This is a genomic window from Lactobacillus sp. M0393 (genome assembly GCF_016102025.1).
Classification (GTDB): Bacteria; Bacillota; Bacilli; order Lactobacillales; family Lactobacillaceae; genus Lactobacillus; species Lactobacillus melliventris.
The window spans coordinates 1-12,545 of the sequence record NZ_JACFPK010000006.1 but is presented as its reverse complement, the minus strand read 5'-3'; the positions used below and the strand labels follow the sequence as shown (position 1 = coordinate 12,545).

General features: G+C 39.0%; 8 protein-coding genes, 27 tRNA genes and 1 rRNA gene. All 36 read right to left on the bottom strand.

What is annotated here, in order from left to right:
• Window positions 1-16 precede the first annotated feature (16 nt).
• Entirely contained in the window at window positions 17-673 is a 657-nt protein-coding gene (locus H3R29_RS06020) for a nitroreductase (RefSeq protein ID WP_198202777.1), read from the bottom strand.
• 435 nt (window positions 674-1,108) lie between these two features.
• The gene (gene smpB / locus H3R29_RS06015) at window positions 1,109-1,567 is read right to left on the bottom strand and encodes an SsrA-binding protein SmpB (protein ID WP_046324481.1); all 459 of its coding nucleotides are present in this window, start codon (window positions 1,565-1,567) and stop codon (window positions 1,109-1,111) included.
• A 9-nt stretch (window positions 1,568-1,576) separates the two neighbouring features.
• Window positions 1,577-3,901 carry a ribonuclease R gene (gene rnr, locus H3R29_RS06010; RefSeq protein ID WP_198202776.1) on the bottom strand — a complete coding sequence of 775 codons (2,325 nt, stop codon included), beginning with the start codon at window positions 3,899-3,901 and terminating at the stop codon, window positions 1,577-1,579.
• A gap of 73 nt (window positions 3,902-3,974) precedes the next feature.
• A complete protein-coding gene (gene secG, locus H3R29_RS06005; protein ID WP_046324479.1) occupies window positions 3,975-4,208 on the bottom strand; it encodes a preprotein translocase subunit SecG in 234 nt (77 codons plus the stop codon).
• A gap of 68 nt (window positions 4,209-4,276) precedes the next feature.
• The gene (locus H3R29_RS06000) at window positions 4,277-6,337 is read right to left on the bottom strand and encodes an LTA synthase family protein (protein WP_198202775.1); all 2,061 of its coding nucleotides are present in this window, start codon (window positions 6,335-6,337) and stop codon (window positions 4,277-4,279) included.
• 69 nt (window positions 6,338-6,406) lie between these two features.
• A complete protein-coding gene (locus H3R29_RS05995; protein ID WP_198202774.1) occupies window positions 6,407-7,432 on the bottom strand; it encodes a lysylphosphatidylglycerol synthase transmembrane domain-containing protein in 1,026 nt (341 codons plus the stop codon).
• On the bottom strand, window positions 7,432-8,475 hold the full coding sequence (locus tag H3R29_RS05990) for a glycosyltransferase family 4 protein (protein ID WP_198202773.1): 1,044 nt from the start codon (window positions 8,473-8,475) through the stop codon (window positions 7,432-7,434). Before H3R29_RS05990 ends, H3R29_RS05995 begins: the two co-directional genes overlap by 1 nt.
• Window positions 8,468-9,640, bottom strand: coding sequence for a glycosyltransferase family 4 protein (locus H3R29_RS05985; protein WP_198202772.1), 1,173 nt, complete (start codon window positions 9,638-9,640; stop codon window positions 8,468-8,470). Before H3R29_RS05985 ends, H3R29_RS05990 begins: the two co-directional genes overlap by 8 nt.
• Window positions 9,641-9,753: 113 nt before the next feature.
• Window positions 9,754-9,838 (bottom strand) — tRNA-Leu (locus H3R29_RS05980).
• A 44-nt stretch (window positions 9,839-9,882) separates the two neighbouring features.
• Window positions 9,883-9,953, bottom strand: a tRNA-Cys gene (locus H3R29_RS05975).
• 22 nt (window positions 9,954-9,975) lie between these two features.
• A tRNA-Gln gene (locus H3R29_RS05970) sits at window positions 9,976-10,047 on the bottom strand.
• Between the two features lie 7 nt (window positions 10,048-10,054).
• Window positions 10,055-10,127 (bottom strand) — tRNA-His (locus tag H3R29_RS05965).
• 12 nt (window positions 10,128-10,139) lie between these two features.
• Window positions 10,140-10,210 (bottom strand) — tRNA-Trp (locus H3R29_RS05960).
• 4 nt (window positions 10,211-10,214) lie between these two features.
• Window positions 10,215-10,296, bottom strand: a tRNA-Tyr gene (locus H3R29_RS05955).
• Window positions 10,297-10,303: 7 nt separating this feature from the next.
• A tRNA-Phe gene (locus H3R29_RS05950) sits at window positions 10,304-10,376 on the bottom strand.
• A 6-nt stretch (window positions 10,377-10,382) separates the two neighbouring features.
• A tRNA-Asp gene (locus H3R29_RS05945) sits at window positions 10,383-10,456 on the bottom strand.
• A gap of 3 nt (window positions 10,457-10,459) precedes the next feature.
• Window positions 10,460-10,533, bottom strand: a tRNA-Met gene (locus tag H3R29_RS05940).
• A 10-nt stretch (window positions 10,534-10,543) separates the two neighbouring features.
• Window positions 10,544-10,630 (bottom strand) — tRNA-Ser (locus H3R29_RS05935).
• Window positions 10,631-10,657: 27 nt separating this feature from the next.
• A tRNA-Glu gene (locus tag H3R29_RS05930) sits at window positions 10,658-10,729 on the bottom strand.
• Window positions 10,730-11,039: 310 nt separating this feature from the next.
• Window positions 11,040-11,129: transfer RNA gene (locus H3R29_RS05925), tRNA-Ser, on the bottom strand.
• Window positions 11,130-11,133: 4 nt separating this feature from the next.
• Window positions 11,134-11,207, bottom strand: a tRNA-Ile gene (locus tag H3R29_RS05920).
• A 5-nt stretch (window positions 11,208-11,212) separates the two neighbouring features.
• A tRNA-Gly gene (locus tag H3R29_RS05915) sits at window positions 11,213-11,283 on the bottom strand.
• Window positions 11,284-11,295: 12 nt separating this feature from the next.
• Window positions 11,296-11,368, bottom strand: a tRNA-Phe gene (locus H3R29_RS05910).
• Between the two features lie 6 nt (window positions 11,369-11,374).
• Window positions 11,375-11,448 (bottom strand) — tRNA-Asp (locus tag H3R29_RS05905).
• A 3-nt stretch (window positions 11,449-11,451) separates the two neighbouring features.
• Window positions 11,452-11,525, bottom strand: a tRNA-Met gene (locus H3R29_RS05900).
• A 41-nt stretch (window positions 11,526-11,566) separates the two neighbouring features.
• A tRNA-Ile gene (locus H3R29_RS05895) sits at window positions 11,567-11,640 on the bottom strand.
• A 13-nt stretch (window positions 11,641-11,653) separates the two neighbouring features.
• A tRNA-Met gene (locus tag H3R29_RS05890) sits at window positions 11,654-11,727 on the bottom strand.
• 29 nt (window positions 11,728-11,756) lie between these two features.
• Window positions 11,757-11,830: transfer RNA gene (locus H3R29_RS05885), tRNA-Pro, on the bottom strand.
• Window positions 11,831-11,836: 6 nt separating this feature from the next.
• Window positions 11,837-11,910 (bottom strand) — tRNA-Arg (locus tag H3R29_RS05880).
• 9 nt (window positions 11,911-11,919) lie between these two features.
• A tRNA-Leu gene (locus H3R29_RS05875) sits at window positions 11,920-12,005 on the bottom strand.
• A 10-nt stretch (window positions 12,006-12,015) separates the two neighbouring features.
• A tRNA-Gly gene (locus tag H3R29_RS05870) sits at window positions 12,016-12,087 on the bottom strand.
• Between the two features lie 11 nt (window positions 12,088-12,098).
• Window positions 12,099-12,171, bottom strand: a tRNA-Thr gene (locus tag H3R29_RS05865).
• A gap of 32 nt (window positions 12,172-12,203) precedes the next feature.
• Window positions 12,204-12,285 (bottom strand) — tRNA-Leu (locus H3R29_RS05860).
• Window positions 12,286-12,297: 12 nt separating this feature from the next.
• Window positions 12,298-12,370: transfer RNA gene (locus H3R29_RS05855), tRNA-Lys, on the bottom strand.
• 4 nt (window positions 12,371-12,374) lie between these two features.
• A tRNA-Val gene (locus tag H3R29_RS05850) sits at window positions 12,375-12,447 on the bottom strand.
• A 4-nt stretch (window positions 12,448-12,451) separates the two neighbouring features.
• Window positions 12,452-12,545, bottom strand: a 5S ribosomal RNA gene (gene rrf, locus H3R29_RS05845); the annotation flags it as partial.

The following is a 12,545-nucleotide window of genomic DNA, read 5'->3' as shown; positions in this document are numbered from 1 at the left end:
AAATTGTAGTACTTGTCTATTTAACTAATTTATATATTTTTTTGAATGGCAAACGATCAGGATAAAATTTGGGATCATTGACCTCAGCTGCATTATCTTGATATCCTAATCCAATTGCCATACCAATAAGCTCGTCTTCCGGAATTTTGCCATATTTACGCACTAATTCAGGATAAGACACCATTGAGTGTGCCGGCATAATTGCTAATCCTGCATTAAGTGCCAGCAACATGATGCTTTGTGAAAAAATCCCTAAATCATAAACAGACCAAATGGGAGAATTTCTGGGAATCGTAAGAAATGCCACATCCTGGGCATTAAACATATTGTTATTTGATTCTGTAAATAATTCCATTTTATTATTGAAAAAATATGGTTGGGTTGCTCCAACTGCAGCCATATTTTGACTGGGATATGAATCCCAATCAAGTGACAGCATTTTGACAAAATCTTCATGAGGCTCAACATTGTTCTCTATTTGAGCTTTGACCTCTTTTTTTAAACCAGCAAGTGCGTTACCAGTTAACATATATACCTTCCAAGGTTGCGAGTTAAGCAGTGACGGGGATAATTGTGCCCTTTTAATAATATTAGCAAGTAACTCTTCCTTAACTTTTCTATTAGTAAACTTGCGAGTAACTCGTTCATGGTTATAAACTTTATCAAATTCCATTACGACTCAAATCCTTACATACAAATAGCATTATCAAACACTCTACTTATTAAACAAAATCTCTCTAAAATTTTAAAAACAGGTAGAACTAATCAAAAACACTCGTTTTTTGCGATACTCACTTGTTTACACTTTATATAAAGCTATAAATTAAAGTATTACTATCTAATAAATTCAATCATATAAACATTAATTATATTAATAAATTATACACAATATTGCAAAAGTATTCAGTAAGATTAACAAAATATTTCTAGTAAAATTGTTCTAAGGACAACTTTTGTTTAAAACATAAAATTTTTCATGCTGCTTTTACACTATATAAGTATTACTTAATTATATATAAATGAATAAGCAAAGTGTTGATAAGTTGCTAATTTTAAAACAAATGCATAATTAAAAAACAGTTCAACTAGAAAACTAATTAAACCGTCCTTAAATTTTATATTGCCTGCGTAATTCACGCTCTTGATCGCGCTTCTTAATGCTCTCGCGCTTATCATATTTTTTCTTTCCTTGGCCAACACCAATAAGAACTTTGGCAAAACCATGTTTAAGATAAACCTTCAAAGGGATAATTGCAATACCCCGCGTAGATTGGTCTTTAGCAAGTCGTTGAAGCTGCTTTTTATGCAAAAGTAATCTTCTTGAACGAAGAGGTTCATGGTTATAGCGATTACCTTGTTTATATTCACTAATGTGGACATTCTCCAGAAAAGCCGAACCATTTATAACTTGTACATAGCCATCGCGCAAGTTAATACGTCTTGCCCGCACGGATTTAATTTCTGTACCTGTTAAGGCAATACCGGCTTCATATGTGTCCTTAATAAAATAGTCATGATGTGCTTTTTTATTCTGAGCAATTAAATTCTCATTTTTTTCTTTTTTCAATTTTTCAACCTAATGTTTATATCTACTTAAATGTGGATGATTGCCATTTTTTTGAAAATTGTTACGGTAATGTCCTTTATGGGCGTGATCATTACGAAAACCCCGATTGCCCCGCCTTTCAGTTTTAACGCCGCGGTTATTATGAGGCTTTTTAGGGGCATTGGGATCATAAATTTCAAAGTCAAGTTGATGTTGTTCAACATTGGCATTTGTCAAAGTAACCTTAAGCGGCATCCCTACGTGGAACTGTTTATGAGTCCCACGACCAGTTAATGTCATGCTTTTTTCATTATAATTGTAAAAATCATCTGTTAAATTGGAAATGTGAATAAGTCCCTCTACAGTGTTTGGAAGTTGAATAAACATACCAAAACTGGTAACAGATGACACTACAGCATCAAAGTGATTACCCACTTTATCAGCCATAAATTCGGTCATCTTTAGATCATTAACTTCTCTTTCAGTATCAACGGAAACTCGTTCCTGAGTTGAAGTTTGATCAGCTACATCTGGCAAATAGCTTGCAAAATGATCCTGCGTTTTCTTGTCAGTCCCTTTTTCACTGTAAGCATGAATCATCCTGTGAACCATCAGATCCGAATACCTTCTGATTGGCGAAGTAAAGTGGGTATAAAACTTAGCTGCCAAACCAAAGTGTCCTAAAGGTTCTTCTGAATAATGTGCCTGCTTCAAGCTGCGCAGCATCATCATTTGGACTACGGCTTCTTCGGGAGTACCAGTAGTTTTAGCAACTACTTTTTGTAAATCAATTGGTTTAACATGGTTTGGATCAGCTGTAATATGTAAGCCAAATGCGCTGCAAAACTCAAAGAAGCTCTTAATCCGCTCACCATCAGGAGTTTCATGCACGCGGTATAAAAACGGGACATGCTTACGATAAAAATCTTCCGCAACAGTTTCATTAGCCAGCAGCATGAAGGATTCAATCATCTTTTCAGCTATTCCGCGATCGTGTAACACAATATCCGTTGGTTTACCCTGATCATCCACAATAATCTTTGCTTCAGGTTCTTCAAAGTCAATTGCACCACGTTGATGCCTCTGCTGGTATAAAATATTGTGCAGTTCAGCCATATCCTGCAGCATAGGAGCAAGCTTAACATATTTTTCTTCAAGCTCTTCATGATTATCAGGATCTAAAACTTTATTAACATTGTTATATGTCATCCGGCCATGTGATCTCATTACCGAAGGATGAATACGATAATTAACCCTCTGTCCTTCCGGGGAAATTTCCATTTCACAGGATAATACTAAACGATCTTGACCTTCGTTGAGGGAGCATATGCCATTTGAAAGCCTAAAAGGCAACATTGGAATAACGCGATCAACTAAATAAGTACTGTTGCCTCTGGTAAAAGCTTCCTTATCCAAAGGAGAATTTTCTGTCACATAGTGAGCAACATCAGCGATATGAACACCTAAATGATAGTTACCGTTAGGCAATTTCCATAACACGACTGCATCATCAAAGTCTTTAGAATCATCGCCATCAATTGTAACAGCAGGCTGGTCCCTAATATCCTCACGGTTTGCCATTTCAGCTTCAGTTACGTGATCCGGAATGGCGTTAGATTGAGCAAGGGCATCATCGGCCCATTCAGTTCTAACGTCATGCTCTGAAACGATTGCCATAATGTCAACGCCCGGCAAATTTTTGTTACCAATAACATTGGTAACTACACCAGTCATTGAATCAGGATTGTTCTTGTCAGGATAACTAGCAATAGCTACTTTAACAATGTCCTGCTTTTGCGGCTGCAAACCGTCTTGACTGATATAAACCCGGTAATTAGCCAGCTTTTTATTTGAACTTAAAACATAACCAATAAAATGACTAATTTTCACTTGGGCATCGGTCATAGGATAAAATTCACCCACAAGTGTCTTAGTCCCCCGCTCAAGAATTTGCTCTACTTGACCTTCAGGGCCCTTACCATTCCAGGGATTACCACCGGCAGTAATTTTAACCTTAACACTGTCTCCGTCAACAGCATATTCAGTATAGTCGCGGGCAATAAAAATATCATCCGCATCTTCATCATCAAGTTTGACGAAGCCAAAACCCTTACTGTTGGCTTTAAATATGCCCTCAACTTCAGTATTCTCCTGCGCTAATTGGTAGTGACCTTTACCATCAGTAATTATTTTCTTTTTTTGTTCTAAATAAGATAATGCTTTGACCATATCAGAAAAACTGCCGAGTCTGTCTCTACGTAACATACGATCAATTTGTTCTACTTGATATTGTTTTTTAGGATTATGACGAAAAATCTCTAAAACATTAGCCAAGATGTTCTCGTTTTGTGCCATGCACTTTAACTCCATTTCCTCATTAAAAAGATAAAAAAAGTCCTCCCATCGCTTGATCGGGAGGAACCATTAGTTATTTTGAAGACAAATAAGCTAATACAATAGCAAAAGCGAAAAAGAGAACCAGTAATACAGAGGTTACTTTTTCCATAAATGCCTCAAAACCACGTTTCTTCGTTTGACCACTAAAAACTGCACCGCCAGAGAGTGCATTCAATGCATCTTGCTGTTTTTGCGGCTGCATCATTGTCGCAATAATGATTAAGATTGAAACAATAATTAGTAGCGTCATAAATAAATTGTACAATGCGCTGCCTCCAATATACAGATACGTTACTGGTAAATTTTAGCACAAAATAGATTTAATTTCGAGTTTTATTTTTCGAGCTCCGGAGCATCGGTTTTAAATTTATTTTGTGTGGTTTTCTGATGATTTTTATACCACAGAGAAGTTTTATTTTTTGAATACAGTTTTTTCAGAGCCTTTTGCTCATTATAGTCGTAATCTTGCGGTTTGACCTTTTTAAACCATTTGGGATGGTAAAAACGTAAAAGATTGCCGGCGATAACACGGTCAGATAATGAAAGCTGAGTTGTTACTTTGTTTGATATTGCCACCAGCTCAGTCTTTAATTTCTTATCTGGCTTAATTATTTCCTCACCTGTTTTAGTGTCATAATAGGTGCTGCCAACTTTGGCATATAACGGTGTGATAAAGTCACCGTTACGCTGTGCAACTATCTGTGGCGCCTTTTTACTTAACAAGTCATGACCAAACTGGATCGTTTTCTGGTTCTTAATTCCCAGCAAATTAAGCAATGTAGGTAGTACATCAATTTCACCACCATAGGTTTTTTTGACGCCACCCTTTAGACCTCTCATATGGAACATTAAGGGAACCCGTTGGAACTTTAAATTATCGAAATTAGTAAATTCATCTTGGTTAAGTAGCTCTGCGCTAGCCTTGTGGTGATTACCAGAAATACCATAATGATCGCCATAAAAGACCAGCAAAGTGTTTTTAGCTAAACCTGTTTTTTGCAGCCACCGCATTAACTGACCAATCGCCTGGTCGAGATAATGGGCAGTTTGAACGTAACCATCAACCGTTTCATCACCAGTTTCAGTTTTAGCAATTGACTGATTTTTCTTATCTAAATCATAAGGATAATGATTGGTGACGGTTATTAGCTTAAGATAAAAGGGTTGCGGCAAACGTTCGATATATTTAATAGACTGAGAGAAGAAAATCTTATCTTTTAAACCATAGCCGATGTAATATTTGGGCTTATTCTGATAATAAGAAAGCGGCATGAAGTACTCATAACCAAATTGTTTATAAGCATTATTGCGGTTCCAAAAAGAACCAGCACCACCGTGCATAACCGCCGTAGTATACCCACCCTGTTGACTTAAAATTGCAGGGGCGCTCTCAAACGTATTTGAAGTACCATAACTGGACATTGCTGAACCAGACTGCAAACCAAAAAGAGAATTTTCCAGCATCATTTCAGCATCCGACGTTTTTCCTTGTCCAACTTGATTGTAAAAATTGGGGAAGCTGAGCGTATTTTTGGCGTGATAGAGTTTATTTAAATTAGGAGTGACCTCTTTGCCTTTCCATTTGTACCCTATTAAAAATTGCTGGAAGCTCTCAAGGTGAATAACCATTACGTTTTTGCCCTTGGCTACTCCGGTATATGCACTATTGGGTTTGACATAATTAAGCTTTAAGTACTTTTTGACTGCTTGCAAATCAGAAACATTTGCTTTAGCCATTTGTTCACTTGTTTGCGCAGTCTTAAATGCATCATAAACGGCATATTCATTCATACCCAAATATTTAACAATGTAACTATTGTCAAAAGTTCTCGTCAATAAACCAGGGCGGTCTTTTTGGGCCATCATCAAATTGATCCCTATCAGCAGAACTGCGATACCTTCAAGCAAAAGATTAAATTTAAGCTTTAATGGGCGTAAATCGTACTTAACTATCTTGCTAATCATCAAAATAATGACAAAAGCAATATCAATAAAAGTTAAAAAATCAGTTGCCCGAGTAATCCCTACAATACTTTTACCTAAATTATCCGCGGTTGAACCGGAAGTTTTAATAATTGATAACGACAAAAAATTAGAAAATTCACGATAATAAAGGATGTTGGCAAATAACCATAAACTGAGTACCAAATCAGTTGCAATCAGAATCCAATATGATTTTCTGCCTTTAAAGAAAAGACTAATGCCTAATAAAAGCAAACCTGCTGGTAAAGGATTTAAAAACAACAGAAAATTCTGCATTGCTCCTTCAGCACCGAGATTAAATTTTGTCAGATAAATAACGTAAGTCTTTAACCAAAAGGTCACTAAAACAATAGTAAAAAAGCCTAGTTTGGTTTGTGTCAGCCATTGTAGAAAAGACTTGATCCGTGTCATCTTATTCTCCTCTCACTAAGCTTATATCTTACCCTTAACTGCAATTATAAGTAGGGATTTTAATAAAAATTAATTATTTGACGGGCTCACTACTTTTTTAGGCTTAAAAATCCAGCCAAAAATTCCCAAGATCATGCCAAAAAAGTAGGTCACAAACCGCCACAAAAACATCCCTACAATTAAGGTACCATTAGCCGAAATAAAGGTAGAAAATAAAGTTTGAAAACTGTATTCAGCTCCCCCAGATGCTCCCGGAATTGGTATTATCGCCATAAACATAATAATCATAATATTCATTTGCGTTACGCTCGCCCAATCGGCTGGTACGTTTAACGTAACTAAAGTCATGTAAGGGATCGAATAAAAACATAATAATTGTAAAACGGTCAGTATGCCACATACAATTAACTTCTTTTTTTCCTTTTTTAATTTTTGGCTCTCATCATAAAAAGTATCAATCTTTTCAAGCGTGTTTTGGCGCCAAACACTAACTCGATCTTGCTTAATAAATTTAGCCAGCAAATTCATAATCCAGTTAGCAGCGTTTTTGGTCCAGTTATAGGCAAACAAAATTGCAAGCAAAAAGATGATTGAACCAACATGAATTAAAAAGCCAATGGCAATGAAAATGGCTAAACCGGCAAACTTAGTTGCGACCATGTGAAAGCCGGTAATAATTGTCGTGACATAAGCCAAAAACACTACAATTTGATAGATAATGAACTTCATAAGCAGCAGAGAAGTTGCACGCCCTCCTTCAATGCCCATTTGCACCATCGCAGCTAATTGCGAAGGTTGGCCTCCGGTTGACATCGGAGTAATCGCATTAAAAAGAGCCTGAATTAAAGGGATTCTGAAAAAAGACCATTTCGAGCGCTGGGGTTCATTTTTACGTTCACTTAAAACGGTTAAAATACTGGCCTCAAAGACATAGGAAAGAAGCATTAAGCCGAACACCAAAATTAAAGCAATAACATTAATATTACGAGTTGCCTGTTCTAACTGGGCAATGGGAGTCGATCTTAAATCAACGTATAAAACAATACCACTGATTAAAAGAACGACGGCAACACCCCACAAGTGCTTTTTATTCATTAGCGAATTTGTCCTAATTTCCGGCCGATTTCATATTGCTCGTGGTAAAAATCATCCCAGATCCGTGCCAGATTGTCCTCTGAATATTTGTCACTAGCCTCAGCAGATAACTTGCTATATTGATTTAAAATGGCTGAATCTTGGGCTGCTGCCCGCAACTGATTATTCATTTCTGTAAAGTCATGCCCCTTCATGTAATAGCCACTAATTATTGCTTGATATAAGTCAAGATCTCGTAATAAGACTGGCGTTCCACAACTAAAGGCTTCAAGTACAGACATAGGAAACAATTCGTCATAAGATGGCAAAACAAATAAATCCGCTATATTAAGATAATCCACGAGTTTTTGTCGATCGATAATTCCTGTAAATTTGAGATTTTGGGGTGGATTATCTACTAATTTTTTAAAATGGTCGTAGCCGTCCGTTATTTTTCCAAAAGAAAAACCACCTGCCCATATAAATTGCATTTCTGGATTAGCCACAGCAAGTTTGGCAAAGTCATCAACCCCTTTGCGTTCTTGGACTTGACCATCACCAAAAACAACAAATTTATCAAGAGGTATATTCAACTGATGACGAAACGCGTTCTTTTTTTCTTGTCTTTCAGGATAAAATTCGTTTTTAGCTACAAAGTTAGGAATATATTTAACATTTTCGCGTTTAATACCATATTTAACTAACTTATCTATAAAAATGGGATTAACAACGACTATTTCATCCATTCGTTTATAAAAATCAATCACATATTTGTAAAAAACTTTTTTTGCTAACGGTGGCAACTTTACCGAGCCTTCAAGGGTTTCAGGCAAAAAATGCACATAGCCAATTTTGCGTCCGCGGGCTGGTGAGAAACTGTTAGCAAAATAAGTGGGGTTCACAGTATGATAATGAGTCAGATCGCTTGCACCATATTTGTTATTTGTAACATAAAACTTATCGATTAAGTGCGTTCTAAGTAAGTGAATTAATTCTATGTATGCTGAGCCAACTCCCTGCCCCTTTACAGATGCAGCCTGTGAAAACATATTAATCCTAATCATTTGATTCCTCTTTGTGATCCTTTTGATAATCTAAAATTACATCCTGATAGAATTGGTAAACTGAACTGGCAAATTTTTTAGCCGATATTTGATCCATTTTAGCGGCTAATTTTTCAGGCGGAATTGGCTTGCGCCCTTGTCTTAAATAAAACAATATTTCGCTTAACATTTCACCAGGTCCGTTAAAGACTTTGCCAAATTCATCATCATCAAAAACATGTTCTGTATAATCCGTATCATAAACAACGCATTTCGTGCCGGAAGCTAAAGCCTCAATGTAAGTTAAACCCTGTGTTTCAGTGTCACTGGCTGAAACAAACAAGTCTGCCATTTTATAGTACGATCCTACATCATCATGAGGTACATCACCTGTAAATATTACATTATCTTCTAATGTTAGTCGTTCAACCTGCTCCTGCAAAACTTCCATATCAGGGCCGTCGCCAGCAATTACTAAACGAGTTTCAGGAAATTTATCAATAATTTCCGGCATAGCATTCAAAATACGGTCAATCTTTTTTTCTTCAGCAACCCTACTTAAGGTCAACAAAACCGGAGCATCTGCAGGTATGCCTAATTCCTGGCGCATATCATTATTAGCCGCCTTATTTAAGCTATTTACGTCTACTCCAGTCGGTATTACTCTCATAGGTATATCTACCCTATAACGTTTCAAAAGGGCTTCTACGCGCTTACTAGGGGCAATAACGCCATCCATATTTTTTAAGTAAACGTTGGTAAATTGCTTGACATGATAAGGTCTCAGCAAGTGACCATTCAAAACATAATGTAAGTAATCTTCATACATAGTGTGATAAGTATGAATTGCGGGAATTTTCAATTGGTGGGCAACATATTTGCCTATCATGCCCAAGGCAAACTCAGTTTGAGTATGAACTATATCAAGTTTAACTTCCCTAGCCACTTTAGTAGCCTCAAAAAAGCCCCTGAATGCAACACGGCGGTCAGTAAATGAAATAAAGGGAACACTACTAAAGCGAAAGATATTAGCCTCAACTGCTCCCCTTTTTATATGAGGATCAGTAGTAGTAAAGATAAATACATTATGACCTTGTTTTTCAAGAGCATCTTTTAAAGTTTTGATTGATGTGGCTACACCACTTAATTGCGGAAAATATGAATCGGTAAAGATACCTATATTCATCTGAAATACCTCCATAAAAGGTATTATAAAGATTACACAAAGCTTGTGCAATTTTTATATAATATATATTTACTAAAATAAAAGCAGCTCTCTTATGAGAGCTGCTCCAACAATAGCGGTGATCGGGGTCGAACCGATACGTCCTAAACGGACACCAGATTTTGAGTCTGGCGCGTCTGCCAATTCCGCCACACCGCCATATCAATAATTTTAAATTAACAGTTCAATGAGTGAACCGATAAAGGCGGGGATCGGATTTGAACCGACGATTAAGGTTTTGCAGACCTCTGCCTTACCACTTGGCTACACCGCCATCGAATTTTATTAACAATAGATTGGGATAGCTGGATTCGAACCAGCGCATAATAGAGTCAAAGTCTAGTGCCTTACCGCTTGGCTATATCCCAATGCTAGGGCGGAATATGGGATTCGAACCCATGTATGCCGGATCCACAAACCGGTGTGTTAACCCCTTCACCAATTCCGCCATGAAGGTTAACAGGGATAGTAGGAATTGAACCCACACTAGCGGTTTTGGAGACCGATGTACTACCTTTATACGATATCCCTATTATGGAGGAGGGTGGATTCGAACCGCCGAACTCAGAGAGAGCGGTTTTACAGACCGCCGCGTTTAGCCACTTCGCTACTCCTCCAGATTGATGGCGCGGGACGGAATCGAACCGCCGACACAAGGAGCTTCAATCCTTTGCTCTACCGACTGAGCTACCGAGCCATCCTACGGTCCATATCAGATTTGAACTGATGATCTTCTCCGTGACAGGGAGACGAGATAAACCACTGCTCCAATGGACCATATTGCGGGAGGTGGATTTGAACCACCGGCCTTCGGGTTATGAGCCCGACGAGCTACCAGACTGCTCCATCCCGCGATTATAATAAAGGAGGATGTGGGATTTGAACCCACGCACGGCAAGACCGTCTAACGGTTTTCAAAACCGTCCCCTTAAGCCACTTGGGTAATCCTCCAATTGTAAATATACCAAAGAATGGTAATGACCCGTACGGGATTTGAACCCATGTTACCGCCGTGAAAGGGCGATGTCTTAACCACTTGACCAACGGGTCATATTTATCGTTCTTACGTCACAAGACGCTTAATTATAATACCGAACTTATTACTAAAAGTCAACTATTTTTTTAATTTGTTGCTTGTGTAAATCCTTTAAGTTCTTGAATCACAACGTTATTAATAATACAGGATTATGATTCATCTTGCAAGAGTTTTGTGCAAAAAGTTGAACAATTTTAGCGTAAAACTTTTTTATTGCAAAGCCTAGAAAAATTAAAACTTGTTGCTCAATAAAACCTTAGTAATAATTGAAATTTACCAATCAAAAAGACCGCTAGAAAAATCTACGGCCTTTTTATTATATAGCGGAGACTGAGAGATTCGAACTCTCGCACCAGAATAACCCGATCTACACCCTTAGCAAGGGCGCCTCTTCAGCCACTTGAGTAAGTCTCCACAATGGGCCTAAATGGACTTGAACCATCGACCTCACGCTTATCAGGCGTGCGCTCTAACCAGCTGAGCTATAGGCCCCTAAAAGCGGGTAACGAGAATCGGACTCGCGACTAAAGCTTGGAAGGCTTTCGTTTTACCACTAAACCATACCCGCACTAATAATAAATGGCGCGGGACGGAATCGAACCGCCGACACAAGGAGCTTCAATCCTTTGCTCTACCGACTGAGCTACCGAGCCATCCTACGGTCCATATCAGATTTGAACTGATGATCTTCTCCGTGACAGGGAGACGAGATAAACCACTGCTCCAATGGACCATATTGCGGGAGGTGGATTTGAACCACCGGCCTTCGGGTTATGAGCCCGACGAGCTACCAGACTGCTCCATCCCGCGATTATTTTAAATTAAAAGTACAAACAAACTCCATACTTTTATGGACCTTGTAGGACTCGAACCTACGACAGGACGGTTATGAGCCGTCTGCTCTAACCAACTGAGCTAAAGGTCCAAGCTCTGGGAAATAGCGGCGGGGGGGATCGAACCCTCGACCTCCCGGGTATGAACCGGACGCTCTAGCCAGCTGAGCTACACCGCCAACAAATGTAACCATATATTAGATTACAATCGGGAAGACAGGATTCGAACCTGCGACCCCCTGGTCCCAAACCAGGTGCTCTACCAAACTGAGCCACTTCCCGTTATTATGCGCCCTGAAGGATTTGAACCTTCAACCTTCTGATTCGTAGTCAGACACTCTATCCAGTTGCGCTAAGGGCGCATCACTAAATGCCGAGGACCGGAGTCGAACCGGTACGGTTGAAACCAACCGCGGGATTTTAAGTCCCGTGCGTCTGCCAATTCCGCCACCCCGGCAAGTAATGAAAGCGGAAGACGGGATTCGAACCCGCGACCCCCACCATGGCAAGGTGATGTTCTACCACTGAACTACTTCCGCAAAATATGGAATGCCGATTATACGATTTGAACGTACGACCCCCTGTTTACAAGACAGATGCTCTACCAACTGAGCTAAATCGGCAAAATGTAAATATGGTATATATTATTGGCGAATACGGGTGGTGGGACTTGAACCCACACGTCCGAAAACACTAGAACCTAAATCTAGCGCGTCTGCCAATTCCGCCACACCCGCAAAATGGGGCCATGAGTCGTGACGGGCTTGAACCGTCGACCCTCTGATTAAAAGTCAGATGCTCTACCAACTGAGCTAACGACTCGGAATGGAGGATACAGGGCTCGAACCTGTGACCTCCTGCTTGTAAGGCAGATGCTCTCCCAGCTGAGCTAATCCTCCATATGCACGGCAACGTCCTACCCTCGCAGGCAGTCTCCCACCAACTACTCTCGGCGTGAAGAAGCTTAACTACTGTGTTCGGCATGGTTACAGGTGTT